The sequence below is a fragment of the Seonamhaeicola sp. ABD4_175 genome (assembly GCF_056160885.1).
On sequence record NZ_JBSWYC010000001.1, the window covers coordinates 622,898 to 648,826 of the forward strand.

At 31.9% G+C, this 25,929-nt stretch carries 27 protein-coding genes; 15 read left to right on the forward strand and 12 right to left on the reverse strand.

The annotated features are described in order from the left end of the window. Positions 1–41: 41 nt before the first annotated feature. From ACXAG4_RS02510 to xrtF, 4 genes are all read right to left on the reverse strand, one after another. Positions 42–2,282 (reverse strand): TonB-dependent receptor, encoded by a 2,241-nt coding sequence (locus ACXAG4_RS02510; RefSeq protein ID WP_475294497.1) that lies wholly within the window; start codon positions 2,280–2,282, stop codon positions 42–44. A gap of 72 nt (positions 2,283–2,354) precedes the next feature. Beyond that, complete coding sequence (locus ACXAG4_RS02515; RefSeq protein ID WP_475294498.1) at positions 2,355–2,768, reverse strand: HYC_CC_PP family protein; 414 nt, start codon at positions 2,766–2,768, stop codon at positions 2,355–2,357. A gap of 65 nt (positions 2,769–2,833) precedes the next feature. Then, the gene (locus ACXAG4_RS02520) at positions 2,834–3,268 is read right to left on the reverse strand and encodes an exosortase F system-associated membrane protein (RefSeq protein ID WP_475294499.1); all 435 of its coding nucleotides are present in this window, start codon (positions 3,266–3,268) and stop codon (positions 2,834–2,836) included. After that, positions 3,261–3,809 (reverse strand): exosortase family protein XrtF, encoded by a 549-nt coding sequence (gene xrtF / locus ACXAG4_RS02525; RefSeq protein ID WP_475294500.1) that lies wholly within the window; start codon positions 3,807–3,809, stop codon positions 3,261–3,263. The genes ACXAG4_RS02520 and xrtF overlap by 8 nt, the downstream gene beginning before the upstream one ends. A gap of 68 nt (positions 3,810–3,877) precedes the next feature. On the opposite strand from xrtF, the gene ACXAG4_RS02530 reads away from it, so the two are divergent. The 10 genes from ACXAG4_RS02530 (at position 3,878) to ACXAG4_RS02575 (ending at position 12,997) form a co-directional block, all read left to right on the forward strand. Beyond that, positions 3,878–4,336, forward strand: coding sequence for a GAF domain-containing protein (locus tag ACXAG4_RS02530; protein ID WP_475294501.1), 459 nt, complete (start codon positions 3,878–3,880; stop codon positions 4,334–4,336). Positions 4,337–4,514: 178 nt separating this feature from the next. Then, positions 4,515–6,047, forward strand: a complete 1,533-nt coding sequence (gene purH / locus ACXAG4_RS02535; protein ID WP_475294502.1) for a bifunctional phosphoribosylaminoimidazolecarboxamide formyltransferase/IMP cyclohydrolase — start codon at positions 4,515–4,517, stop codon at positions 6,045–6,047. 333 nt (positions 6,048–6,380) lie between these two features. Beyond that, complete coding sequence (locus ACXAG4_RS02540) at positions 6,381–7,409, forward strand: rod shape-determining protein (protein ID WP_475294503.1); 1,029 nt, start codon at positions 6,381–6,383, stop codon at positions 7,407–7,409. An 11-nt stretch (positions 7,410–7,420) separates the two neighbouring features. Next, the gene (mreC, locus tag ACXAG4_RS02545; protein WP_475294504.1) at positions 7,421–8,233 is read left to right on the forward strand and encodes a rod shape-determining protein MreC; all 813 of its coding nucleotides are present in this window, start codon (positions 7,421–7,423) and stop codon (positions 8,231–8,233) included. Continuing rightward, entirely contained in the window at positions 8,226–8,732 is a 507-nt protein-coding gene (locus ACXAG4_RS02550) for a rod shape-determining protein MreD (protein ID WP_475294505.1), read from the forward strand. Before mreC ends, ACXAG4_RS02550 begins: the two co-directional genes overlap by 8 nt. Beyond that, positions 8,729–10,666 (forward strand): penicillin-binding protein 2, encoded by a 1,938-nt coding sequence (gene mrdA, locus ACXAG4_RS02555; RefSeq protein WP_475294506.1) that lies wholly within the window; start codon positions 8,729–8,731, stop codon positions 10,664–10,666. The genes ACXAG4_RS02550 and mrdA overlap by 4 nt, the downstream gene beginning before the upstream one ends. Further along, positions 10,666–11,943, forward strand: coding sequence for a rod shape-determining protein RodA (rodA, locus tag ACXAG4_RS02560; protein ID WP_475294507.1), 1,278 nt, complete (start codon positions 10,666–10,668; stop codon positions 11,941–11,943). The genes mrdA and rodA overlap by 1 nt, the downstream gene beginning before the upstream one ends. A 32-nt stretch (positions 11,944–11,975) precedes the next feature. Next, positions 11,976–12,461: a peptide deformylase gene (locus ACXAG4_RS02565; protein WP_475294508.1), complete on the forward strand. Its 486-nt coding sequence runs from the start codon at positions 11,976–11,978 to the stop codon at positions 12,459–12,461. Further along, positions 12,457–12,603 (forward strand): peptide deformylase, encoded by a 147-nt coding sequence (locus ACXAG4_RS02570; RefSeq protein WP_475295234.1) that lies wholly within the window; start codon positions 12,457–12,459, stop codon positions 12,601–12,603. Before ACXAG4_RS02565 ends, ACXAG4_RS02570 begins: the two co-directional genes overlap by 5 nt. Continuing rightward, on the forward strand, positions 12,590–12,997 hold the full coding sequence (locus ACXAG4_RS02575) for a GNAT family N-acetyltransferase (RefSeq protein WP_475294509.1): 408 nt from the start codon (positions 12,590–12,592) through the stop codon (positions 12,995–12,997). The genes ACXAG4_RS02570 and ACXAG4_RS02575 overlap by 14 nt, the downstream gene beginning before the upstream one ends. Here ACXAG4_RS02575 and gldC read toward each other — a convergent pair whose 3' ends face one another. Continuing rightward, positions 12,998–13,333: a gliding motility protein GldC gene (gldC, locus tag ACXAG4_RS02580; protein WP_475294510.1), complete on the reverse strand. Its 336-nt coding sequence runs from the start codon at positions 13,331–13,333 to the stop codon at positions 12,998–13,000. Continuing rightward, complete coding sequence (gldB, locus tag ACXAG4_RS02585) at positions 13,333–14,313, reverse strand: gliding motility lipoprotein GldB (RefSeq protein WP_475294511.1); 981 nt, start codon at positions 14,311–14,313, stop codon at positions 13,333–13,335. Before gldB ends, gldC begins: the two co-directional genes overlap by 1 nt. 74 nt (positions 14,314–14,387) lie before the next feature. Between gldB and nadE the strand changes: the two genes are divergently transcribed. Continuing rightward, positions 14,388–15,176 (forward strand): NAD(+) synthase, encoded by a 789-nt coding sequence (gene nadE / locus ACXAG4_RS02590; protein ID WP_475294512.1) that lies wholly within the window; start codon positions 14,388–14,390, stop codon positions 15,174–15,176. Between the two features lie 96 nt (positions 15,177–15,272). Beyond that, complete coding sequence (locus tag ACXAG4_RS02595) at positions 15,273–15,905, forward strand: response regulator (protein ID WP_475294513.1); 633 nt, start codon at positions 15,273–15,275, stop codon at positions 15,903–15,905. Here the strand turns inward: ACXAG4_RS02595 and dnaG are convergent. Then, a complete protein-coding gene (gene dnaG / locus ACXAG4_RS02600; RefSeq protein ID WP_475294514.1) occupies positions 15,900–17,858 on the reverse strand; it encodes a DNA primase in 1,959 nt (652 codons plus the stop codon). The two genes, ACXAG4_RS02595 and dnaG, sit on opposite strands and share 6 nt — an antisense overlap. A 110-nt stretch (positions 17,859–17,968) precedes the next feature. Here dnaG and ACXAG4_RS02605 point away from each other — a divergent pair, with 110 nt between their 5' ends. From ACXAG4_RS02605 to ACXAG4_RS02615, 3 genes are read left to right on the forward strand one after another with little or no spacing between them, the layout of a single operon-like run. Continuing rightward, complete coding sequence (locus ACXAG4_RS02605) at positions 17,969–18,532, forward strand: TetR/AcrR family transcriptional regulator (protein WP_475294515.1); 564 nt, start codon at positions 17,969–17,971, stop codon at positions 18,530–18,532. Positions 18,533–18,583: 51 nt separating this feature from the next. Beyond that, positions 18,584–18,994 carry a DUF1348 family protein gene (locus ACXAG4_RS02610; RefSeq protein WP_475294516.1) on the forward strand — a complete coding sequence of 137 codons (411 nt, stop codon included), beginning with the start codon at positions 18,584–18,586 and terminating at the stop codon, positions 18,992–18,994. Continuing rightward, the gene (locus ACXAG4_RS02615; protein WP_475294517.1) at positions 18,978–19,940 is read left to right on the forward strand and encodes an alpha/beta fold hydrolase; all 963 of its coding nucleotides are present in this window, start codon (positions 18,978–18,980) and stop codon (positions 19,938–19,940) included. Before ACXAG4_RS02610 ends, ACXAG4_RS02615 begins: the two co-directional genes overlap by 17 nt. 79 nt (positions 19,941–20,019) lie before the next feature. Here the strand turns inward: ACXAG4_RS02615 and ACXAG4_RS02620 are convergent, their stop codons facing one another. The 5 genes from ACXAG4_RS02620 to ACXAG4_RS02640 all read right to left on the reverse strand — a co-directional run bounded on the left by ACXAG4_RS02620 (position 20,020) and on the right by ACXAG4_RS02640 (position 25,867). Further along, positions 20,020–21,099 (reverse strand): hypothetical protein, encoded by a 1,080-nt coding sequence (locus ACXAG4_RS02620; RefSeq protein WP_475294518.1) that lies wholly within the window; start codon positions 21,097–21,099, stop codon positions 20,020–20,022. A 49-nt stretch (positions 21,100–21,148) separates the two neighbouring features. Then, a complete protein-coding gene (locus tag ACXAG4_RS02625; RefSeq protein WP_475294519.1) occupies positions 21,149–21,898 on the reverse strand; it encodes a hypothetical protein in 750 nt (249 codons plus the stop codon). Further along, positions 21,885–22,451: an RNA polymerase sigma factor gene (locus ACXAG4_RS02630; protein WP_475295235.1), complete on the reverse strand. Its 567-nt coding sequence runs from the start codon at positions 22,449–22,451 to the stop codon at positions 21,885–21,887. Before ACXAG4_RS02630 ends, ACXAG4_RS02625 begins: the two co-directional genes overlap by 14 nt. Positions 22,452–22,593: 142 nt before the next feature. Continuing rightward, on the reverse strand, positions 22,594–23,229 hold the full coding sequence (locus ACXAG4_RS02635) for an HAD family hydrolase (protein WP_475294520.1): 636 nt from the start codon (positions 23,227–23,229) through the stop codon (positions 22,594–22,596). 4 nt (positions 23,230–23,233) lie between these two features. Further along, complete coding sequence (locus tag ACXAG4_RS02640; protein ID WP_475294521.1) at positions 23,234–25,867, reverse strand: T9SS type B sorting domain-containing protein; 2,634 nt, start codon at positions 25,865–25,867, stop codon at positions 23,234–23,236. Between the last annotated feature and the right edge of the window lie 62 nt (positions 25,868–25,929).

A 25,929-nucleotide genomic window follows, 5' to 3' on the forward strand; every position in this document is an offset into this window, starting at 1 on the left:
ATTTCTTTTATTAATTCACTCATTTATTAGGACGATAGCTACTATTCAATTTTAAAACGTAACCCCGTATAATACATGCTTCCAAAAATTGGACCGTATACAAATGTGGTATCAAAATTTGCACCAAAAGGGTCATTAGCCCCTAAAACAGGATTTGATTGCCTTACATTTGTAATGTTTTCGCCACCTAAATATACTTCAAATTTAGGAGAAAACACTTTTGTTATTTGCGCATTTAAGGTTGCTAATGTTGGTGTGTTTTCTGGCAATTGGTATTGAGATGGATTACTTAATGTTGATGCAAACCTTTGGCTACTTAACCAATTAAATGTAGCATCAAACTTCCAGCGGCTACGCGCGCCTTTTTCTCTATTAGTTACATAGCCTAAATTTGCAAAAAACCTGTGTTTAGGTGTTAATGGTTTTTCTAATGTTCCAGATTTATAATCTGTTTTAACATCATAATATTTGTAGGCGGTTCTAAAATCAGCACCTTCAAAAAAGTTATAATTTACTTCTATTTGAAAGCTATTAGCGTAACTATTGCCTTCAAGATTATAAAAATTCACTTCTTGCGGGTTTTCAAAATCTACAACAATTTGATTTTTAAAATCGGTTTTATAATAATCAAAAGTAACATCGGCTTTTCTTCCAAAGAGATTAAAACCTTGTAAATACGATATGCCGTAATTCCAAGCAATTTCAGGGTCTAATCCATAAATTTCGCCATTGGTATTTAAAATATTAATATTTCTTGATGTTGAAAATATATTTTGATTTTCAGCAAAAATATTAGCACTACGTTTACCACGACCAACCGATGCCCTAAAGGCCGATTTGCTCCAAGGTGAATATCTAGCATGTAGCCTTGGTGTAACAAAAGTACCTAGTAAATTATGATGATCTATACGCAAGCCAGCAGTAACATTAAATAATTCTAAATTATCATAATTGTACTCAAAAAATGCTCCTACAGATTGTTCTTTACGCTCATAATTTGAAGTATTAACAAGCTCGTCATAATTATCATACGTATAGCTAACGCCTGTTTTTATTTTATGCCTAGAGTCTGAAATTATAGAATTATAAATAGCATTAGCATACAAACTATTATGAGTTATATTATAGCTATTAAATCCAAAATACGATTGTTGCTCATGGCTACTAAAAGCGGTTTGCACACCAATACTTTGCCATGGAATTTCTGGGTTTACGTAGCCTAATTTTGCTGAAACTTCGTAGCGCTTGGTGTCTATTTCGCTTCCCCAATGGTTTGTTGTTAATTTATCGTTATTAGGGTTAAAATCTAGTTCACCAGCTTGTTTTTCGTCATTTAAAAACTTCAAATTTATAAAACTCACAAAACCTTTTTCGGCATTGGTATATTGCCAACGGTTCATAATATTTATTTGGTTGTAAATTGGCATATCTAAAAAACCATCGTCATTTACATCGTGTTTAGCTTGGTGGCTGTTACCATGTAGATACAAACCTGTATGCCATTTATTAGAAACCTTTGTGTTTATATGCGTATTAAGCTCCATACGTTCACTACTTGCACCGTATAAATTAACAAACAACTTGTTGTCTGTAGATGGTTTTACAAGTTCTGTATTTATTTGGCCCGCAATACTTTCAAACCCATTAACCACGCTACCTGCTCCTTTGGTTACTTGAATACTTTCTACCCAAGTACCCGGAACAAAGCTTAATCCAAACGCTTGCGAAGCCCCACGAATAGACGGAATATTTTCAGTAGTTATTAATATATACGGACTTGTTAACCCTAACATTTTTATTTGGCGGGTACCTGTAACGGCATCGGCAAAGTTTACATCAATTGATGGGTTGGTTTCAAAACTTTCAGATAAATTACAGCAAGCCGCTTTTAGCAACTCGTCACTACTTACCGTAAAAGTATTGGTTGCTTGCATGTATGATTTAGCTGTTGCTTGTTTTCTTGAGGTTACAGTTACAGCCTTTAAATTATCTGTTGGCTGCAAATAATGTTTAATTGTTTTGGGTGCATTTATAGTTAAGGTATCTGTTTTGTAACCTACATAACTTATAATTAGTTTACTGTATTCTTTTTTATATTGAAGGGAGAATTCACCATCAATATTAGTAACAGTACCAAAATCTGTACCTAGCCAATATACATTAGTACCTGCTAATTTTATATTTTTATTTTGGGTGTTTGCTTCTAAAATTACACCATTAATTTGCTCTTGTGCGCTAAATATTAATGGTATTAGAAACAACACGTATAATAGTTGTTTCATTTTTTTATTTAATTTAAAATAATGTTTTTGGTTATTTACAGCGTTTGCTGAAATTGAAAAAACACTATTAAATCAAATCAAAAAAACTTGATCTAAAACTAAAATATTGGATATTAATTTTGGTGGAGAATAATCTTTGTGAGGCACTGTTTGTTTTGGCAAACTTTCACTAAAATTATAAAATGTATAAACAAATGATGCTATGAATAATTGCTGTTGAAAATCTAAATCAGAGAAAGATTTAAAAAGATGATCTTGCCCTTCAACAACATGAACTTCATCTTTACAACATGATTTTTTTGTTATTTCTATTGAAGTTTGCCCTTGCATTTCCATACCTGCACATTTGTTGGCATCGGCAAATAAAGACACATCAATTAAAACATCGCCACAATAATGTTTTTCAACAGTAAAAGACACTGTAGAAACCAACACTAACAATGCTAAAACTGCACAAAAACTTTTATATAATAACTGTTTTATCATAACTTAAAACAAAAATACAAAAGTATGCGCACACCCAGGTTGTTTTATTAAATGATTAACATTTTTTAAGTGCGCTTTTTCAACTTATTATAGTAAAATGCTGCTAGTAGTAATATTAAAAATATAGGCTGAATTAAAAAACGGCGCACATTAAAAAACATGTAATAATCCTCTTGTTTTGGGTTAATTACAAAATAACTGTACAACAACATGAGCCCCACAAAAGCAACTGCATACAACAGGCTGGAGAATTTCACCACACTTTTATCTTTAAAAACTACATATAAAATAGCTATTGATAATGTGGTATTAATAGTGTAGCGCAATGTTGTAAATGCTAAAAGTTTTGCAATTTCGCGCCTTGGGCTATCAATGTATAAATAATCGTTTTGAAAAAACAGCAAATATGGGTCGTAAAACAACTGCTCTTCAAAAGCTCTTACCAAAACAAGTAAAGTAAAAAGCACAAATAACACTAAGTATTTTACGGTTTTATGCATGTGTGTTTTGTTTTGAAAAACGGTTTACCCAAAACACCCAAAGCAAAAACACCATACCATAAATAATGGCCGGAAATACTACGGTGTGTAATACATGCTCATATTGCGGATAATGATACAAACCCATGCTTAATAATACAATTCTTAATAAATTAACCACATAAATTAAAACACTTCCTGCAAACAAAAACACCAATGTTGTTTTTAACTTGCTAGAAAACGCAATAATAAAACTTACAAATAAAATAATAACACTAATGGCATTACAGCCTTCTATTACTCTAGCTAAATAATTTCCATTTAAAATTACTTTAATTGATGGTTCATTAGGGTGTGGTAACATTTGTACATTATACCCCAAACTAGCTAGTAATTGTTCTGTTTGCATTGCCACTAAATGTGTTATATAATCTGGGTAATAATTTAAACTTTCTGAAACACTTAAATACCAGTTGTATAAAAATGAAAGCCCAACATAAACAACCAAAAATGTAAGGATGAATGTTAAAACCGACTTGTATTTTACCAAAAGTGTTTTCACAAAAAATTAGGAATACTAAATACCGAAATTACACCTTTTTAAATACTTTTGCCAAAACTTTTTTATTTATGATTTTTGAAACATTAAAACCACAGATAGACGCAATAATTTCTAACACTGAAAAAACAACAAACCAACGTTTATTAAACATTTGCCAATTACTTGAAAAACACATAACATATTACAATTGGGTTGGTTTTTATTTTGCAAAAACTGATAAAAAAGAACTACATTTAGGCCCTTACGTTGGCGCACCAACGGACCATACCGTAATTCCGTTTGGTAAAGGTATTTGCGGGCAAGTAGCTGTTAGCAATGAAAATTTTGTAGTACCCGATGTAATGGCTCAAGATAATTACATTGCCTGTAGTATAACCGTAAAAGCAGAAATTGTAGTGCCTATTTTTGTGAATGGTGAAAATATTGGGCAAATAGACATAGACTCTAATACACCAGACCCATTTACCCAAGCAGACGAACGTTTTTTAGAATACGTTTGCCAACAAGTAGCCACAATACTTGCATAAACCCCAAACACAACTTAAAATTTAACACATCACAACTGTTAACAACTTACCTGTTTAGTTAAAAAAATAGGTCTATTTTACACAAGCCATTAGTTTGTTATTTAATGATTTTGAGTACTTTTGCAATTTATTACAAAAACTAACTAAAAACTCTCAATTTTTAAACAACACAACACTAATGAGCAACGAAAAAACAATCAAGTCTGCCTTAATTTCTGTATTTAGTAAAGATGGCTTAGAGCCCATTGTAAAAAAATTAAATGAGCAAGGTGTAACCATTTATTCTACAGGTGGTACCGAAAAATTTATTAATGACTTAGGAATAAATGTTGTTCCTGTTGAAGATGTAACATCTTACCCATCAATACTTGGCGGACGTGTAAAAACACTACACCCAAAGGTTTTTGGTGGTATTTTAAACAGACAAAATAACGACTCAGATGTTGCTGAATTAGCTGAATACGAAATCCCACAAATTGATGTTGTAATTGTAGATTTATACCCTTTTGAAAAAACAGTAGCATCAGGTGCTAGCAACCAAGATATTATTGAAAAAATTGATATAGGTGGTATTTCTTTAATTAGAGCCGCTGCTAAAAATTATGCCGATGTAATTTGCGTATCATCTGTTGATGATTATGCTGAATTTCTAGAATTAATTACAGATAAAAACGGCACACTAACCGAAGCTGATAGAAAGCGTTTTGCAGCCAAAGCTTTTAACGTGTCTTCGCACTATGATTCTGCTATTTTCAACTATTTTAATCAAGACCATGAAATAGCTGCTTTAAAAGTAAGTGAAACAAAAGGCAAAGTATTACGCTACGGCGAAAACCCACACCAAAAAGGTTTTTTCTTTGGAAACTTTGATGAGTTATTCACAAAATTACATGGCAAAGAGTTAAGCTACAATAACCTTTTAGATGTTGATGCAGCCGTTAATTTAATGTTAGAATTTAAAAATGACGCACCAACATTTGCCATTTTAAAACATAATAATGCTTGCGGTTTAGCACAAAGAGACTCACTTCATAAAGCTTACGTTGATGCTTTGGCTGGCGACCCAGTTTCTGCTTTTGGAGGCGTTTTAATTAGTAATACTGAAATTGATTTGGCTACCGCCGAAGAAATTCACAAATTATTCTGTGAGGTAGTTATTGCGCCTTCTTTTAATGCTGAAGCTTTAGAGTTATTAAAAGGAAAGAAAAACAGAATTTTACTTGAAATTCATGATGTTGAAATGCCTAAAATGAACGTAAGAAGTTGTTTAAATGGTGTTTTATTACAAGACAGAAATAACGTTACAGACAAAGCCGAAGATTTAAAAACTGTTACAAATTTAGCACCAACACCAGAGCAGGTTGAAGATTTATTATTTGCATCAAAAATTTGTAAGCACACAAAATCTAACACCATTGTGCTGGTAAAAGGAAAACAACTATGCGCTAGCGGAACAGGGCAAACAAGCCGTGTTGATGCGTTGCAGCAAGCTATACATAAAGCTAATTCTTTTGAGTTTGATTTAAATGGTGCTGCTATGGCTAGTGATGCGTTTTTTCCGTTTCCAGATTGTGTAGAAATTGCTAAAAATGCTGGTATAGCATCGGTTATTCAACCAGGTGGTTCTATTAAAGATCAACTAAGCATTGATTATTGTAATGATAATGATGTGGCTATGGTTATGACGGGTACACGCCATTTTAAACACTAAGCACTAACCACAACAAACAAAGGCGTTAGGGATTGCAACGGCATCCTTTTTAAAACCATTAAAATAAGCTGTTTTACTTGCAAAACGTTGCCAATGCGTAGTAAAAACACACTTAGTTAAAATAATATTTTAAAAAGATATAGTGAAAAGCCCGACCTTTAGGTAACGCCCAAATTTTAAATACAAAAAGTCTGAAATGAGATAAAAAACGTATAACTTTAATGTGCCTAAAAATATTATAATTTTTAGGCACTTAACACATGCAATCTTTTATCAACTTTTAGTACATTTACAAGATTTCATATACTAACGCAATAAAACCACAGGAAATACATGGGATTTTTTGATTTCTTAACCGAAGAAATTGCTATAGACTTAGGTACTGCAAATACGCTTATTATACATAACGACAAGGTTGTTGTTGATGCACCATCTATTGTTGCCAGAGATAGAGTAAATAACAAAATAATTGCAGTTGGCCAAGAGGCTAATTTAATGCAAGGTAAAACCCATGAGAACATTAAAACGATTCGCCCGTTGAAAGATGGTGTAATTGCAGATTTTGATGCTTCGGAACAAATGATTAGTATGTTTATAAAAAACATACCGGCTTTAAAAAAGAAGTTTTTTACACCAGCACTTAGAATGGTTATTTGTATTCCTTCTGGTATTACTGAAGTGGAAATGCGTGCGGTTAAAGAAAGTGCTGAACGTGTTAATGGTAAAGAGGTTTACTTAATACATGAGCCTATGGCTGCCGCTATTGGTATTGGTGTTGATATTATGCAACCCAAAGGAAATATGGTGGTTGATATAGGTGGTGGTACTACCGAAATTGCGGTTATTGCTTTGGGTGGTATTGTGTGCGATAAATCGGTTAAAATTGCAGGAGATGTTTTCACCAATGATATTGTTTACTACATGCGTACACAGCACAATTTATATGTTGGTGAGCGTACTGCTGAAAAAATAAAAATTCAAATTGGTGCTGCTACCGAAGATTTAGAGTTACCTCCTGAAGATATGAGCGTACAAGGGCGCGATTTATTAACAGGTAAACCTAAACAGGTTTCAATTTCATTTAGAGAAATTGCTAAAGCTTTAGATAAATCTATTTTAAGAATTGAAGATGCCGTTATGGAAACACTTGGGCAAACTCCACCAGAGTTGGCTGCCGATATTTACAATACTGGTATTTATTTAGCGGGTGGTGGCTCTATGCTACGTGGTTTAGACAAACGTTTATCGCAAAAAACAGATTTACCTGTTTATATTGCCGAAGACCCATTACGTGCTGTTGTTAGAGGTACTGGTATTACACTTAAAAACTTACCTAAATACAAAAGTGTATTGATAAAATAGGAGGTTAACACATGCAACAAATTATAAATTTTATAATACGGAACAAAAACTTTCTGTTGTTCTTGTTGCTATTTTTAGTGTCGTTGGTATTTACCATTCAATCACACTCTTACCATAAAAGCAAGTTTGTAAATTCTGCTAATTTTGTTAGTGGCGGCGTGTATAATTCGGTTAACAATATTAGCGAATATTTACACTTAAAAACGCAAAACGAATTATTAACCGAAGAGAACAACCTCCTTAGAAATTTACTTTTTAATAGCAATTTAAATGTAGATTCTACCTTTATTGATTCTACCAAATTTGGCACAGCGTACAAGTTTTATTCTGCAAGTATTATAAAAAACAGCTACACAACCAAAGACAATATTTTACTTATTAATAAAGGCGCAAACGATAGTATAAAAACAGATTACGGCGTTATAAGCTCAAAAGGTATTATTGGAATTATTGATAAAACAAGTAATAACTTTGCAACCGTAATTTCAATTTTAAACACCACTAACAAAATAAGTGCTCAGTTAAAAAAGTCTAACCACTTTGGTACATTAACCTGGAACGAGCAAAACCCAACAACCGTTCAATTAATTGATATTCCTGTGAACGCAAGAGTAAACATTGGCGATACTATAATTACATCAGGGCGTTCATCAATATTTCCAAAAAATATTGGTATTGGTATTGTGAAAGATTTTGAAAAAGATGTTGCCGAAAACTTTTATGAAATTAACATTACCTTATTTAATGACATGACTAACCTTGAACATGTTTATATTATTGAAAACGCATACAAACAAGAAATAAACAACCTGTTAGATGAATAGCGCTTTAATACTAAATATAAGCAGGTTTGTTATGCTAGTGCTAGCCCAAATAATTATTTTTAATAATATTAATTTTTACGGCTACATAAACCCTTACGTTTATATTTTATTTATTGCGTTTTTTCCGGTTAAAGACAATAGGTTAACTCTTATTTTTGTGAGTTTTTTAATTGGTTTAACTATTGATATGTTTTTAGACTCAGGTGGTATGCATGCCGCGGCCAGTGTTTTTATAGCCTATGTAAGGCCACTGCTTTTAAGGTGGTCTTTTGGTACTTTATATGAACACCAAACCATACGTTTTTCAACAATAGATTTTGGCCCTAAAATTAGTTATGTAATAATTTTAACATTTGCACACCACTTCATTTTGTTTTCTTTAGAATTTTTTAGCATTTCAAAAACAATTTTAATACTTCAAAAAACGTTATTCTGTGGTATATTTACAGTAATTTTAAGCATAATTTTATCTATCATTTTTAGTAGAAAAACTAAATGAGGCAATTTTTACTCTTTGGATCTATAATTCTTGTTGGGTTAGTATTTATTTCAAGGTTATTTTACTTACAAATTTATTCCTTTAATGGTCAAGATTTGTATAGTGATAATGCTATTAGAAAAGTGTACGACTATCCCAAACGTGGCTTTGTGTATGACAGAAACGGAGAGCTTTTAGTATCTAACCAACCATCATACGATGTTATGGTTATTCCTAGAGAAGTAAAACCTTTAGATACTACTGAGTTTTGTAAACTGTTAAAAATTGATAAAGAACGCTTTTTAAAAACATTTGCTAAAGCAAGAAACTACTCGCCCAGGCTGCCATCAGTATTTTTATCGCATTTATCAAAAGAAGACTATGCCGTTTTACAAGAAAAAATGCGCAAGTTTGAAGGTTTTTATATTCAAAAACGTTTTTTACGCCACTACCAACGCTCTATTGGCGCTAATGTTTTAGGTGATATTGGCGAAGTTAACCAACGTATTATAGAGCAACAACCCTACTACAAAATGGGCGACCTTATTGGCAAACAAGGTGTTGAAGCATCATACGAAGATATTTTAAGAGGCGTAAAAGGCATTAAGTTTATTCAAAAAGACCGCTTTAACCGTAACATAGGCCCGTACAAAGATGGTAAATTTGACACACTACCTAAACAAGGTAAAGACATACATATTACCATTGATGCTAAACTGCAAGAGTACGGAGAACTTCTTATGCAAAATAAACGCGGTGGTGTTATTGCTATTGAACCTTCTTCGGGTGAAATTCTAGCCATGGTAGCAGCTCCAACATACAACCCCAACATGTTAGTTGGTAGAAAACGCTCCAAAAATTTCACAAAACTATATAACGATTCTATTGCAAAACCACTTTTTAACAGAAGTTTACAAGGCGTATATGAACCTGGTTCGCCATTTAAACTCATGAATGCTTTAATAGGCTTGCAAGAAGGCGTTATAACACCACACGATAAAGTAACTTGTTATGCCGGTTACCGTTATGGTAATAGGTTTATGAAATGTCACTGTTATATTGGCAGAAGAAATAATTTAATATCGGGTATACAAGAATCTTGCAACGCCTATTTTGCAACTACTTACAGGAAGATTTTAGATAAAAACAATAACGCTTCTGAAGGTATTGACAGATGGAGCAGTCATGCCAAAAGCTTTGGTTTAGGTAATTTTTTAAATAACGATTTGTACGTTGGACAAAAAGGGCGCATTCCAGACAGAGATTATTACAAATACATATATCCAAAAACATTTTATTCAACATACACTATTTCAAATGCCATTGGCCAAGGTGAAGTTGCTACAACACCTATACAATTAGCAAATATGGCTGCTGCTATTGCAAACCGTGGTTATTATTACACACCGCATATAATAAAAGCTATTAAGGGTGAAGATGTGCCAAACCGCTTTACAGAACGTAAATATACTACCATAGACAAACAACATTTTGAGCCCGTTATTGAAGGTATGTATCAAGTTTACAAAAATGGTACCGCAAAGTCTCTGCAAATAAAAGATATTGATATTTGTGGAAAAACGGGTACTGTAGAGAATTTTGCAATAATTGATAGTACAAAAACACAGTTAACAGACCACTCTATTTTTGTGGCCTTTGCCCCTAAAGAAAACCCTAAAATTGCCATAGCTGTATTTGTTGAAAACGGTTATTGGGGAAGCAGGTTTGCTGGTAAAGTAGCTAGTTTAATGATTGAAAAACACATTAAAGGCTATACCACAAGAAAAGATTTAGAAGAATGGCTTTTAAAACATACTTTAGAAAACGAATACGCAAAACCTTACTCTGGCGAGCCGTTTAAAATTAATGGCCAAACATCATTTCAATTTGTTGATGATAATGAGTATAAGCGCTTAAAACAACATTTAAACCACATAGAAAGCAAAACACCATAATGCTAAGAGACACAAATAGACATTTTAAATTTGATTGGATAACCATTATTCTATTTTTATTACTCGTTGGTTTTGGTTGGTTAAATATTTTATCGGCTTCTCATACTGGAGACACAATAAACTACTTCGATTTTTCGCAACCCTTTGGTAAACAGCTTGCCTTTATATTTTTAACTCTTGTGTTAATTGTACTATTACTAGCTTTTGATGCTAAATTTTACGAACGATTTTCTAGTGTTATTTACATATTTTCAATGATATCATTAGTTGGTTTATTCATCTTTGGAAAAAATGTAAACGGTGCTACATCATGGTACGCTATTGGAAGTTTCACTATTCAACCTAGTGAATTTGCAAAAACAGCCACTGCATTAGCTGTTGCAAAATATATTAGCGATTTAAATACTGATATTAAGAAATTTAAAGACCAACTAAGAACGTTTGCCATTATAATTACACCAGCCGTTTTAGTATTACTGCAAAATGATACTGGTAGTACCATAGTTTACGGTGCTTTCTTTTTTGTTTTATATCGTGAAGGCTTACCAAAATTTTATTTAGCCATAGGTATTTCGGTTATTATCCTTGCTATTTTAGCTTTAAAATTTGGCGCTATTGTAACTATAATAATAGCTTCAATCTTAATTTTCACCTATTACTTTTTCAACAAAAAAAAATTAAACCTAATACAAGCACTATTTATACTACTTTTGGCTTCTGGCTTAAGTTTTGGTGTTAATTTTTTCTACAAAAGTGTATTAAAACCACATCAGCAAGACAGAATTAGCTTATGGCTTAGGTTAGAAAAAGATCCTGCTAAGTTAAAAGCTATGAAAAAAACATTTGCTTACAACTTAAACGAATCTGAAAAAGCCATCCGCTCTGGCGGATTTAAAGGTAAAGGCTTCCTTGAAGGCACCAGAACTACAGGGAAATTTGTACCAGAACAACACACCGATTATATTTTTAGTACTGTTGGTGAAGAATGGGGCTTTTTAGGCACATCATTTGTAGTTATTGTTTTTGTGTTACTTCTACTTAGAATTTTACACCTAGCCGAACTACAAAAATCACAATTTAGTCGCATTTACGGTTATGGTGTGGCATCTATTATTTTTATTCATTTTTTTATAAATATAGGCATGGTTATGGGGTTAATACCAACTATTGGTATTCCGTTACCCATGTTTAGTTATGGTGGTTCTGGGCTTTGGGCCTTCACAATTCTAATTTTTATATTTATAAAACTAGATTCTAACAGAATTAACGAATGGTAATATTGAATACTGTTTTCATGAGCTTAATCAAAATGAAAAAATACCTTTTAATACTTTTAACCGTATTTACAATTATTGGATGCTCTGGAGCAAAACATGTTACTAATGGCCGCTTTTCTAAATCTGAAATTGAATTAATTTCTAATTCTAGTGATACAAAACCTATGCGTGTTTTTAAAATTACTAACACAAAAGATTCTTTATTATTAAGAACTAAAAGCACTTATATAATACCTGATCCTAAAAACACAATTCAGCAAAAATTTATAAAACGTTTATACGCTACAGTTAGAGACAGCATGAGTTTGGGCGTTGGTATTGCAGCGCCGCAAGTTGGTATTTTAAAAAATATTATTTGGGTGCAACGCTTTGATAAAGAACATATGCCTTTTGAAGTGTATTTAAACCCAAAAATTACTAGCTACTCAAAAAAAACACAAACTGTTAGAGAAGGTTGTTTATCTATACCCAATAGAACAGATACTTTTAAGCAGCCGTTCTTTTTCTATAAACATTGAATACGACACACCTACTGCCGAACACAAAACTGAAACCGTAACTGGTTTTACATCGGTAATTTTTCAACATGAAATAGATCATTTAAACGGTATTTTGTATTTAGATCATCTTGAAAAAGACCTAGAAAATGATAGTAATTAAGCCTATTGAAGCTTTTGAAACCATTGCTATTAGGCATAAGGTTATGTGGCCAAACAAACCTACAGCTTATGTTGAGTTGCCCAATGATGAAACAGCAATACATTTTGGCTTGTTTATAAACAACACCTTAGTTTCGGTAGTATCATTGTTTACTGAAGCTAATACGTTACAATTTAGAAAGTTTGCAACACTACAAACACACCAAGGTAAAGGCTACGGCTCACAATTATTAGCACATGTTTTTGAATATGCTAAACAAAACCAATTTAAAGAAATATGGTGTAATGCCCGAAAAGATAAAACCTCCTTTTACAAAAAATTTGGATTAAAAGAAACCGATGAAACTTTTGAAAAAGGAGGCATTACGTATATAATTATGAAGCGAAACTTGTAGCTATTTTTTCAATTCTAATTTTTCAGCAAAATAATCGCAAAAATCTTTCATTGTAGCTGTCATTTTTTCGTCTTGTGTTGCCCTTTTAAACGTATCACTCATCGATACTAATGTTTGATGAAAAAACACTTTCATTTCATCAACAGGCATATCTTTAGTCCACAAATCTATACGTAAAGATTCTTGCGCGTTAGAGTCCCAAACACTAAGCATCATTGCTTTAGCTTCTTCGTTATTTATACCGCCATCTTGTGCAGACCATGATAGCTTTTCGGGCACACGGTTTTCATCTAATTCAACATTTAATTCTATTTTAGAAGTATGTGTTTTTGCCATTATTTTTTGGGTTTAAACTTAGTGTTATTAAAAATTTCTTCGGGGCTTGTAATTAGCATTTTTTTTAGGGTTACATCATTTTGGTCCATGTATGCTCTTACAATTTGCCAACCAATATATTGGCCCAATCTACCGGGTGAATTAGCATCAATACCTTCTAAATAAAATTTGGTAAATGGCGCCGGATTTATAAAACGACTTGGCAATTTAGCATCTGTACTAAAAAGTAATTCACGCTCAACAAAATAACGCCAAACATCACTTTCATTAGCTGTTGCCCAATCTAGCTGAACTTGGGTATAGCCAATGCGTTGAGCTTCAGTTTTAAAAGGCAAAACAACATCTTTAAAGTAGAGTTGTTTGCCAAAATAAATCATTTCATCTAGCAATGTTTTGTTTGCTGTTTGAAATATATATTTCTTAGCATATTCTGTAGCTAAATCTACCACCACTTGTTCTTTTTCTAAATTAGCCGTAATAAATCGTGGTATATTAGCATAAAACTCGTGTTCATTGCCCAAATAATTATCTAAAGCTATAATTGCAATGGTGTCTGTTACTATAACTTTATTTCTGTAATCAACATCACTAGTTGTTGTAATTACACGTGGCGGATTAAACTCTGGGAAATAATATTTTATATGGTTAAAAAGTTTCTCTATTTCTGTTTCAGTAGTATTAAAATTAGAAAATGCTTTATCTACCTCATTATATAACATTTGTTGCAAAGTATCCTGTGCTTTTGCAATCCAAAATGAATCTTTAAATTTTTCTGAAAACATAAACGGATACGCCTGCTTTAAATCAGCTAAATTAGTTTCATTAGTTTTTGCAAAATACTTATCAAACCTTTCAATTTCAATATTAGTGTTAATTTTTGCTATATCATTTTTAAGTGTATAATCTTGTTTACACGATAAAATGAACATAATAACAAGTGAAAACAATAAAAAACAATTCTTACAAAACTTAGGCAGCATAAATTTTTATTAATTGAGTGTTTGGTTTATTTTTGTTTGCAAAGGTACTATTCTTAGAATTAAATTCATTTAATATGCAAACAGAAAAAGTTGTTAAACATATTGTAAATTGGTTGAAAGATTACGCTACTAATGCTGGTGTAAACGGTTTTGTTGTTGGTGTCTCTGGCGGCATAGATTCTGCCGTAACATCTACATTATGTGCTGAAACTGGCTTACAAGTTTTAGTTGTTGAAATGCCAATACATCAAGCCGAAAGTCATGTAAGTAGAGCGCAAGAACATATTTTACAACTTAAAAAACGTTATGATAATGTTAGCGATACCAGAGCCGATTTAACACCTGTTTTTGAAGAATTTAAAACCGAAGTATCTCTAGAAGGCAACCAAGCCACTGTAGATATGGCTTTAGCAAATACCCGTGCTCGCTTACGCATGACAACCTTATACTACTATGCTGGTTTATACAAACTTTTAGTTGCTGGTACAGGAAATAAAGTAGAAGATTTTGGGGTTGGTTTTTACACAAAATACGGTGATGGCGGTGTAGATTTAGGCCCTATTGCTGATCTTTTAAAATCTGAAGTATATAACATTGGCGACTTTTTAAAAGTACCCGAATCTATTATGAAAGCAGCCCCAAGTGATGGTTTATTTGGTGATGCAAGAAGTGATGAAGACCAAATTGGTGCCACTTACCCTGAACTAGAATGGGCAATGCAAATGGATGATGAAGGTAAAACAGATAATGATTTTGAAGGTAGAAAACTTGAAGTTTTTAAAATTTATAAACGTTTTAACCGAAGCAATAAACACAAAATGGTACCAATACCAGTTTGTACTATTCCTAGTGATTTGAAGTAAATTTGTACAATTATAAATAAATTACTACTTTTACCGATGCATAATCTCTCAATGTAATTATTATCTCTCAAAAAATTATGCAAAAACAACCACATTATGATAAAATTATTAATAGCAGACAACCATCCAATTACCAGAAAGGGACTTGAAGTTCTCTTTTCTGCGTCACCCAACATAAAAATTGTTGGTAGTGTAGATGACGGCGAAGCCGCATTAGATTTCATTAAGAAGAATTCAGTAGATATTCTTTTAACAGAAACAGATCTTCCTAAGTTAAATGGATTAACCATTTTGCGCCATTTAAAAAATGAGCAATCTGAGGTTAAAACCATACTATTTAGCGGGCAACCAGAAGAAGTTTATGCCATAAATGCCATTAAAGCAGGCGCTTCTGGTTACATTTCAAAAACTGTAAACGTTATTACAATAAGTGAAGCCATTGCCAAAGTGCATGATGGCGGTATTTATTTAAGTAACGAGTTAACACAACAACTTGCTTTTGGCAACCGTGTTGGCAGAAGCAGTGGTACTTTTTACAAAAAATTATCAACTAGAGAAGCTGAAGTTTTAAAACTTTTAACCATTGGTAAAAAGAATAAAGAAATTTCAAAAGAGCTTGATATTAACGAAAAAACAGTTAGTACTTACAAAGCGCGTTTAATGCGTAAATTAAAAGTAACTAATTTAGTTGATTTAGTAAACCAAGCTAAACTAGCAGAACAGTTATAAAACTCTGTTTAGTTTTCTAGATAATAACATTTTTAAGCCTGAGTATTCTTTTACTTCCTCAAGAATATTTCTATTTACATCACCTTTGTTTTGTAACGTTTCTTGTTGAAACTCCTTAACCTTTTGGTCTATTAAAAAGCAACGCAGGCTTAAAATTGTTTCGCTTACTAGTTGAGCAACACTATCCTTTTTTTCTTTTGGATATATTTCTACCCTATTCCAATCTGCTAGGGCATGTTTTTCATCATCCATTAAAATAGTAGTAATAGCGTTTGATGTATCTTGATTTACACTATTAATAAAGGTTCTTAAATCAAAATTTTCATTTTGGTTAAGGTTATCTATTACTGTATAATAAATATCTTTAAACTGGGTATTTGAAAATTGCATTTCATCATCTTGCAAATCTAAAAACACCTTTTCAAAAACACGTGCTTGTTGTATTACTGGTTCTAAAATTAAATCACCTTTTTCATTTTCTTTAAGTACCAAGTCTTCAAAATCTTCGGTTCTATCTCCGTATAGTAATAAAATTTCAATAATTTTTCGTTCTAATAAATATTGAACATCTACCTTTTTTACAGGTTGTTGGTGTTTTATTACTTCAAAAGCTTTTTGTTGTTGCTTTACTTGTTTACCTGTTTCTTGTTGCTCTTTTTTATCAATTTGCGCTAAGGTGCTAAATAAAACCTCTTCACTAATATCCATTATTCTAGCACACTCTTGTATGTATATTTCTTTTTTAATTCTATCAGGAATTTTAGAAATACTATTTACAATATCTCTAACAGTTTCGGCCTTTTTAATGGGGTCTCCTTTGCTGTCTTGGTATAAAATATTAGCTTTAAACTGTATAAAATCTTTAGCGTTATTTGTTAAATATTCGGTTAATTCTTCCAAGGTATTTTGTCTTGCAAAACTATCGGGGTCTTCGCCTTCAGGAAAGCTGCAAACCTTAACATTCATACCTTGCTCTAAAATTAAATCTATACCACGTAATGATGCTCGCATACCTGCTGCATCACCATCAAATAAAACAGTAATATTTTTTGTAAGCCTGTTTATTAGTCTAATTTGCTCTGAAGTTAATGCGGTACCAGATGATGATACTACGTTTTTAATGCCTGTTTGATGAAATTGAATAACATCAGTATAACCTTCTACTAAAAAACAATTATCTTCTTTTGAAATACTTTGTTTGGCATTATAAATACCGTAAAGCACTTTACTTTTATGATAAATATCACTCTCGGGTGAATTTAAATATTTTGCGGCTTTTTTATCGTTTGTAAGTATGCGCCCGCCAAAGCCTAAAACACGGCCACTCATACTTTTTATAGGGAACATTACACGGCCTTTAAACCTATCAAAATGTTTGTCTGGTTTTACAATGGTAAGTCCTGTTTTTTCTAAATACTCAATGTTATAGCCGTTTTTTAAAGCCTCATCTGTAAACGCTTGCCACTGATCTAGAGAATAACCAAGATTGAATTTTTTTATGGTTTCATTGGTAAAGCCACGTTCTTTAAAATAGCTTAACCCAATAGATTTACCTTGATCTGTTTTGGTAAGTATACGCTGAAAATAATCATTTGCAAATTCACTTACCAGATACAAACTTTCACGCTCATTTGCAGCTTCTTTTTGCTCATTACTTTGCTGGGTTTCTTCAATTTCAATGTTATACTTTTTAGCTAAATATTTTATAGCTTCAGGATATGTAAAATGTTCATGTTCCATTAAAAAAGCTACAACATTACCGCCTTTACCAGTACTAAAATCTTTCCAAATTTGTTTCACGGGCGATACCATAAAACTTGGGGTACGCTCATCACTAAACGGGCTAAGTCCTTTGAAATTACTACCTGCTTTTTTTAGGTTTACAAAATCACCTATAACCTCCTCTACTCTGGCGGTTTCAAATACTTGATCTATGGAAGCTACTGAAATCAATACACAAAATTTAAAGTGTTTGTAAAAATACTATTTAAGAATTAATTTGTGAAATGAAAATTACTTTACCAATCGTTCGGTAATTAAAATTATTTTTTTATATTTGCCTCATGAGACCACAAAAAGTATTAGATATAGAAATTTTAACAAGCCTAACAAAAGTTTTTAGAGCCAAAGGCTATGAGGGTGCTAGCATTAAAGATTTATCTGATGCTACAGGTTTAAAAAAGGCTAGTTTATATCATAGATTTCCTAACGGAAAAAAAGAAATGGCTGAAGCGGTACTAAAGCACATTGATAGTTGGGTAACCGAACATATATTTTTTGCTTTAAATAACACAGAAAACCCACCAGAAATGAGGTTAAAAAATGCATTAGAGGAAATTAGAAACTTATACGATAAAGGCAATGAAACCTGTGTTTTACGTGCGTTATCAATGCAATCTAGTTTAGAACTTTTTGGTAATCATATTGAAAATGCAATGACAGAATGGATTGCTGTTTTTACAAAATTTGGTACAGATATAAATTTAACTCCCGAAATTGCAAAAACCAAAGCAATACAAACATTAATAGAAATACAAGGTAGTTTAATTGTTTGCAAAGGTTTAAACAACATTGTACTTTTTGAAAACACATTAAAGCATATTGAAAACAACTATATAAATAATTAGAATTTTTTTAATTTAATTTTTTACCGAATGTTCGGTAATAACACAAACATTATGGAAATAAAACATCCTTTACCACCTTTTAACCATGAAACTGCTTTACAAAAAGTACAAATGGCAGAAGATGCTTGGAACAGTAAAAACCCACAAAAAGTTGCTATGGCTTATACACAAGATACCGAATGGCGCAACCGAAACCAATTTATTAATGGCCGCGAACAAGTAGAAGCTTTTTTAACTAAAAAATGGCAAAATGAACTTGAATATAAACTTAAAAAAGAGTTGTGGGCTTTTAAAGATAACCGCATTGCTGTAAGATTTGAATATGAATATAAAAACCAACAAGGGCAGTGGTTTAGAGCTTACGGTAACGAAAACTGGGAGTTTAACAAAAACGGACTTATGCAAAAACGCTATGCTAGTATTAACGATTTAAAAATAAATGAAAATGAAAGAACACTTTAAAAAATTAACGTACACACTTATGGCATTTGCCATTACATTTTTAAACGCACAAACAAAAAATAATAACCCTAAAACACAAGAAATTATGTCACAAATAGTTTATAAAACAGAAAACGTAAATGGAATAAATATAGCTTACAGAGAAGCTGGAGATAATACCAAACCTACTATTGTTCTTTTGCACGGTTTTCCATCGTCATCACACCAATATCGCAAAGTTTTAAATCAACTTTCAAACGACTATCATTTAATAGCACCAGACTATCCGGGATTTGGAAATAGTGATTTCCCTTTAGATACCGAATACACTTATACCTTTGATAATATTGCCAATACTATCAATCAATTTTTAAAACAAAAAAATATTGAAAAATTTGCCATAATGATACAAGATTATGGCGCACCAATTGGCTTTAGAATTGCAACTGAGAACCCTGAAAAAATAACGGCTATTATTAACCAAAATGGTAACGCATACGAAGCTGGTTTAGGTGCTGCTTGGGCAGATACCAGAGCGTTATGGAAAAACAGAAATGAAGCCACTGAAAATGCACTTAAACCTGTTTTTTCTTTAGATGGTTTAAAATGGCAATACACACACGGTACTAGAAACCCAGAGCTAGTAAACCCAGATACTTGGCACTTAGATTACTTAAGACTATCTAGACCTAACGCGCATAAAGTAAATATAGATTTGTTTTATGATTACCAAAATAACATTAAACTATACCCAAAATGGCAACAATATTTACGCGACAACCAACCACCTTTATTAATTGTTTGGGGTAAAAACGATGCTTTTTTTCCTGAAAGTGGTGCAGAAGCCTTTAAAAATGATGTAAAAAATATTGACTATAACATTTTTAATACAGGCCATTTTGCTTTAGAAGAAGATGGTAATGAAATAATTGAAAAAATACGTGCTTTTATGGGACGTGTTTTGTAAACATTCAAAAAATATTTATATACAACACAAAACCCTCAAAATTTGAGGGTTTTTGCTTTGATTAACTCGTGCTTATAACCTAATCCATATCAAAACGCACACCAATTGATATGTTGTTTTGCTCAACTAATTGATCTTTAAAAATAGGAGACAAATCGTATTTAACATACAAAGCAGCATCGCCAAAAGCAATATAGCTACTTACACCGTACACTAAATTAGTAGTATTAAAACCACGCTTTTGTTTATCTTTTATACGTTCTCCATCTAATTCATATTTTAATTTTTGGCGGGTTCCTATATTAAAACCAGCGTAACCGCCAATACCTATTTTAAATTGTTTTTTTGTTGAATATCTAAAATAAGTGTCTTTTTCTATTTTTTTTGAAGGACCAAATTCAAAATGCATTGGAAATACCAAATTAGTAATTGATAGTTTTGATTTTTTTAAATTCTGAGGAAACTCTTGTAACACTGTTTGATTGCCTTGCTTAACAAAATACATATTATCATGGGGCTTTAAACCATTAATATGCAGTGAATAACCATATTTAAAACGTAAAAAGTTAGATTCTTTAAACACACGTGTTTTCCATGCCCAACCTATTTCAAAAAAACGCGAACCTCCAAATTTATATGGTGAATCATTTAAACTTTTCCCTTCAACAATAGCATTATTTAGTCCAAATGCCACTACCAAATCACTGGTAGTTCGTTTATCATACTTTTTAGGCTTATTTTTACTGTTAATTTTTATTCCTGCAAAAGTACCTTCTTCTGTACTAATTGAAATGCCTATTTTAGAGTCGTCAACATCACTTTCAGTTTCATAACCTTCATCATTACGTTGTAAAAGCGCTATTTTATTGTTGATTATAGATATTCTGTTTTCAATGTTTAAAGCGCGTTTTTTTGCGGCTTCTTGTTTTAAATTTTCGGCTTGTTCAACGGTTATTTCTTTGTTATCTAGCCTTGTATTAATAGCTTCAACTTCAGCTTTTAAAAAAGCACGTTCTTCTTTTTCTATTTGTGCTTTGGTTTGTTTTAATGCTTCAATTTTAAGCGTATTATTGGGGTTAGAAATAGTGTCTTGTGCATTGATTAGTTGCACGCTTAAACATAGTGCCAAAAGCACTGCATAATGAGTAATAGTTTGCATAACTGTTCGTTTATTTGATTTGATTTGATGATTTATTAATTGATGTATTTTAATTATTTCGGTTGGCAACCGCAGTTTTTACGGTACTGTAACTTGCTTTTAGCGCATCAAAAACCTTGGTTCTAAAAGAGCGTTCAATATCATTTTCAACATCTCTTAATAATGCATTAGCATCAACAACACCTGTACTTTCGTTATAAAGCTTTTTAAATGCAATTTCTTGCTGTGCTTGTTTTAATAATGCCTCAATTTCTGCATCGGTTACTTGTTGTTTTTCAGTTTTAAGTTGGTGTACTTTAGCTACTATTTGTTGTACTTTTTGGTCTTCAAAGGTTAATTTTTCCTGTAGTTTTTTTGTTGGTTTTGTAATGGTTTCAGCTTCTTTTGGCAATATTTCTGCTGTTATTACTTCATTAACAATCTGTTTATTAATGTGTTGCTTTTTAATTAACTCTTTTTCTTTGTTTACTGTTTTTGTAACTGCAATAGAAGTTTTAGGCGCACTTATAACAGCTTCTTTTGTTGTATTTGTTTTAGTTTTTAAAATTTCTTCTTTAGAAGTATCAACAACTTTTATAGTTGATTCATTTATACTATCTGCTTTAAAAAACTGAAATGCTACCAATAAAATAGCCGCAACACTAGCCGCTAAACCAACCCAAACATAGGATTTTTCAGTGCTATTGTTTGAGGTAGCATCTAAACGATTTGATAGTTTATTCCATGAATCATTTGATGGCTGAATGCTACGTTTCTCTAAGGTTTCTGTTATATGTTTATCAAAATTATTTGGTGCCATAGCCTGTTATTTTATTTGAATTAGAAATAGCTTCCTGAAGCATTTTACGCGCTTTAAACAATTGCGATTTTGATGTTCCTTCTGTAATATTTAACATGGTTGCAATTTCATGATGTTTATACCCTTCAATGGCATACATTACAAAAACCATTTTATAACCTTGGGGCAAGGCATCAATATGTTGTTGAATATTTGCTACTTCAATGTTTGTATTTATATTATTTTCTGAATTTGTATTGTTTTGAAATGTATCAACAGGAAACTCTATACTATTTTTTTTTCTTAAATATGAAATAGCTTCGCGCACCATAATACGCCTAATCCAACCTTCAAAACTTCCTTCTGCCTTAAATTGTTTTAGGTTTGAAAACACTTTGAAAAATGCGTTAAGCATAACATCTTCGGCTTGTTGTAAATCTTTTACATAATACCTGCAAACGCTTAACATTTTTGGGGCATGCAACTCAAATAATACGTGTTGTGCTTCACGATTATTTTTTAATGCTTTTTTTATTAAAGCTGTTTCGTTTTTATGGAGTTGTATAACCTTCAAAAGTTTCATTTTGCTTTCTATTTATACAGACGCAAATTTTGTGCAAATGGTTGCCTAAGCAATAAAAAATAATTTATTCTGAAGATAAAAACACCCTAAAACACTGATTTAAAAAGTGTTATATGTGGTGTTTTTTTTAAAATTAAAGCATTGGCAATAATTCATCCATGCTTTTAATGGTATTGGTTGCAAGTGCTGGTAATTCATTTTTATAATCGTGCTCTGTATATCCAACAACATCAAATCCACCGGCCAAAGCTGCTTTTACACCAGACACGCTATCTTCTACAACTAAGCAGTCTTTGGGTTGAAATCCCATTGTTTTTGCTGCCCAAAGAAACACATCGGGCTCTGGTTTCCATTTTTGAATGGTGTAACAACTAAAAATATTATTTCCAAAAAATGGTAGTAATTCTGTTACTTCTAAATTTAAACGTATTTTATTTTCGGGACCGCTTGAGGCTACACAAAATGGTACTTTAATATTTTGCAGTACGTTTTTTATACCTTTTATTGGCTGAATTTCTTTTTTAAAAGTTTCAAAAGTATTAGCTCTGTATTGCTTTTCAAAATCTTTGGGTAGTGGTTTGTTAATAGCTTCTGAAATGAGCGCCATACATGAGTTAAGCGATTTACCTTTTAAGGCAATTAATGATTCTTTAAAATTAAAATTAGCACCTAAATTATTGGCCATATCTACTAGTACGCCAATAGCAATAGATTCACTATCTATTAAAACACCATCACAATCAAAAATAACACACTTGTATTTGCTCACTTTATTATCTTTTAAGGCTAAAATGTTTGGTTATTGTTTTTTCGCCATCTAAATTAGCTGTAAACCAATAATCAGACGAAGGTAAAGTTTTTCCATTAAAAGTACCATCCCAACCATCATTTACACGAGGTTTTATTTGCTTTATAAATTTGCCATAACGGTCATAAATTTTAATATCGGCTAACGGATATTTTTCTATGCCTTTAATTTGCCAAACATCATTAAAACCATCACCGTTTGGCGTAAAATATTTTGGGTAATCTAATATTATAACCTTTTGAAAATCTTCGCCACAACCGTCTTTATCTCTAACTATAGCTGTATAAACACCGCCTATAACATTTGAAAATATATTGCTATTTTGAAAGTTTGCACCATCAATTGAATATTCAAAATTACCATCGCCCGTAGCTATTATTTCAATATAATTTTCATCAGAAAGTTCTTTAGTTTTAACTTCTTGAATAGATGGCAACACAGACCTAACAAGGGTTAATTCTACAGAATTTTGACATAAAATGTTATTATTTAATGTTCCGAAATGTAGTGTGTAATTGCCCTCATTAATTAAATTAGCTTCAAAAGTATTTGAAATTATAGTACCATCTTGATATTCCCACTCGTAATAATCTAAATCTGTTCTTACCGATAAATATCGAAAAGGTTCAAGGTTACATATATAATATTTTGCTTCTAAATCTATTTCTGGTGCTGTATTGACTTCTAAATTAAATGATGTTTCTACAAAACAATTTGTATTCAAATTATTTTCAACTTTAACCTTTATGGTTTCTCTCCAAGGCACTGTATTATTATAATTTGTTGGTAATGGACTTGGTAATGCATTTCCATTGCCATCAAAATAATAAACCGTAACATTAGTTTGACTTCTAATTAATTCTGTTTGAATATTTGTTGTATTAAAAGTAGCAATTCCATTACCTTCATCGCAAGCAAATATTGTTTGCGGTTGGTTTACAATGGGTCTATCAAACACTTGTAATTTTAATGATGTTTCAGAAAAACAACTAGTACCTGTTCTAGAAACTCTAATTAAAATATCTTCTTCATGCTGAATTGTATTTGTATAAGGATTGGGCAAAGGGCTAGGTAAAGCATCACCGTTACCATCAAAATACGTTATACTTAAACCTGTTTTTGGTAAGTTTCCAAGTACTTCAGACTCTATGTTAGATGTATCAAAGGCGTAATAACCATCGTTATTATCATCACAAACTATTAAAGTTGTTGGCGTGTTTATATCTACTTTTCCAATTTTTATGTCTACAATATTGCTTTGAGCACAATCTGTTGCAGATTCTATAACAACTCTGTAAAACTCGCTAAAAGCAATGCTGCTTGGTATACTACAGGATATTTGCCCATTGGTATTGCTTATTATTGACCCAATTTCGGTTTTATTTTCAAAACTACCTGTGGCATCACTTAAATATGCCACAAATTCTGTGGTTGCATTAAATGTACCCGCTAACTCGTATGGAAGATTAAAAGTATCTCCAGGACAAATTGCTGGTAAATTATTATTAGTTATTTTAATATTTTTCAAAATGCCATCATACACATTAAGATATACTTGGCCAGCAACATCAAAAACAACATCAATATCTTCATGAAACGGGTTTCTTGTTACGTTATGGCTAGTTCCATTTGCTACTAAAATAGGCGTACTAAATGTTTGTCCTTGATCATAACTAATGTTTATAAATAATTGGCCTGAGGAGCTTTTGTAGCCATCAACTAAAGTACCTCGGTTATCGGCATACAGTGTTCTTCCTTCTGTATTACCGCTATTATTACCAAAAATTATAGGTGTTGTTACACCTGTTTCTACGTCAATTTTAAAACCATCAGTTACAGTAGGGCTTCCGCCTGCAACAAATATAAATGTACCACATGGTCCGTCACTTAACGCATAACTAGAAAAATATACGCTTCTACCTCTGGGCAATACAGGTACACTTGTAAATGTAGCGCCGCCATCGTCACTTCTAGATAAATAGAGTGCAGGATCATCAGAAGGAATGTATAAAACGCCGTTTTGGTCTGCCCTAATATCGGCATATACATAATTTGTATTAGTTATGTGTGTAAAAGTGCCTTCGCCCCTGTTATTGTTTATGTATATGTTTGCTCCAATTCTATCAATTATATACAAAGCATCATCAAACACAGCCATATGTACAGCTTCAGAAAAACTTGTACCTATATTTACTGGCACTTCAAATGTAGCACCACCATCTATACTTCTAGATATATAAACACGACCTAAAGACACCCAACTTACAAAAACATCGCCTCTTTTATTTACAATAATTTCAGGCTCATTATTACCTACAAACACAGGTACACTTGGTTGAAAACTTTGACCTCTGTCTATACTTTTCGCTACTCTTATTCCCATAGATCCAGTGAAAACCACATATATTTCACCACTTTCAGAAACTACAACATTTCTACTTGTGTTAGCTCTACCAATATTATTACTTACACCAACATCACTTACTAATACGTTGGCATAAATTGGTGTTTGAGAAAAAGATAAAATTGAAAAAAAGAATAGCGTAAAGCATACAAAAGTTATTTGTATAGCTTTGTTAGGGATAGCTAAATTATTCATTTGCAGTTAATAGCTTAATTTGAAAATATAATCAAATTATTAAAGCCTCTAGTTACTACAAT

What these genes read in the sequence shown, in the direction of transcription:
- nadE (WP_475294512.1), top strand. Translation starts at nt 14,388, where the DNA reads ATGCAAACAGAAAAAGTTGTTAAACATATTGTAAATTGGTTGAAAGAT.
- ACXAG4_RS02530 (WP_475294501.1), top strand. Translation starts at nt 3,878, where the DNA reads ATGATTTTTGAAACATTAAAACCACAGATAGACGCAATAATTTCTAAC.
- ACXAG4_RS02605 (WP_475294515.1), top strand. Translation starts at nt 17,969, where the DNA reads ATGAGACCACAAAAAGTATTAGATATAGAAATTTTAACAAGCCTAACA.
- ACXAG4_RS02615 (WP_475294517.1), top strand. Translation starts at nt 18,978, where the DNA reads ATGAAAGAACACTTTAAAAAATTAACGTACACACTTATGGCATTTGCC.
- gldC (WP_475294510.1), bottom strand. Translation starts at nt 13,333, where the DNA reads ATGGCAAAAACACATACTTCTAAAATAGAATTAAATGTTGAATTAGAT.
- ACXAG4_RS02540 (WP_475294503.1), top strand. Translation starts at nt 6,381, where the DNA reads ATGGGATTTTTTGATTTCTTAACCGAAGAAATTGCTATAGACTTAGGT.
- rodA (WP_475294507.1), top strand. Translation starts at nt 10,666, where the DNA reads ATGCTAAGAGACACAAATAGACATTTTAAATTTGATTGGATAACCATT.
- ACXAG4_RS02625 (WP_475294519.1), bottom strand. Translation starts at nt 21,898, where the DNA reads ATGGCACCAAATAATTTTGATAAACATATAACAGAAACCTTAGAGAAA.
- mrdA (WP_475294506.1), top strand. Translation starts at nt 8,729, where the DNA reads ATGAGGCAATTTTTACTCTTTGGATCTATAATTCTTGTTGGGTTAGTA.
- ACXAG4_RS02565 (WP_475294508.1), top strand. Translation starts at nt 11,976, where the DNA reads ATGAAAAAATACCTTTTAATACTTTTAACCGTATTTACAATTATTGGA.
- mreC (WP_475294504.1), top strand. Translation starts at nt 7,421, where the DNA reads ATGCAACAAATTATAAATTTTATAATACGGAACAAAAACTTTCTGTTG.
- ACXAG4_RS02515 (WP_475294498.1), bottom strand. Translation starts at nt 2,768, where the DNA reads ATGATAAAACAGTTATTATATAAAAGTTTTTGTGCAGTTTTAGCATTG.
- ACXAG4_RS02620 (WP_475294518.1), bottom strand. Translation starts at nt 21,099, where the DNA reads ATGCAAACTATTACTCATTATGCAGTGCTTTTGGCACTATGTTTAAGC.
- ACXAG4_RS02575 (WP_475294509.1), top strand. Translation starts at nt 12,590, where the DNA reads ATGATAGTAATTAAGCCTATTGAAGCTTTTGAAACCATTGCTATTAGG.
- ACXAG4_RS02595 (WP_475294513.1), top strand. Translation starts at nt 15,273, where the DNA reads ATGATAAAATTATTAATAGCAGACAACCATCCAATTACCAGAAAGGGA.
- ACXAG4_RS02550 (WP_475294505.1), top strand. Translation starts at nt 8,226, where the DNA reads ATGAATAGCGCTTTAATACTAAATATAAGCAGGTTTGTTATGCTAGTG.
- gldB (WP_475294511.1), bottom strand. Translation starts at nt 14,313, where the DNA reads ATGCTGCCTAAGTTTTGTAAGAATTGTTTTTTATTGTTTTCACTTGTT.
- ACXAG4_RS02520 (WP_475294499.1), bottom strand. Translation starts at nt 3,268, where the DNA reads ATGCATAAAACCGTAAAATACTTAGTGTTATTTGTGCTTTTTACTTTA.
- ACXAG4_RS02610 (WP_475294516.1), top strand. Translation starts at nt 18,584, where the DNA reads ATGGAAATAAAACATCCTTTACCACCTTTTAACCATGAAACTGCTTTA.
- purH (WP_475294502.1), top strand. Translation starts at nt 4,515, where the DNA reads ATGAGCAACGAAAAAACAATCAAGTCTGCCTTAATTTCTGTATTTAGT.
- ACXAG4_RS02510 (WP_475294497.1), bottom strand. Translation starts at nt 2,282, where the DNA reads ATGAAACAACTATTATACGTGTTGTTTCTAATACCATTAATATTTAGC.
- ACXAG4_RS02640 (WP_475294521.1), bottom strand. Translation starts at nt 25,867, where the DNA reads ATGAATAATTTAGCTATCCCTAACAAAGCTATACAAATAACTTTTGTA.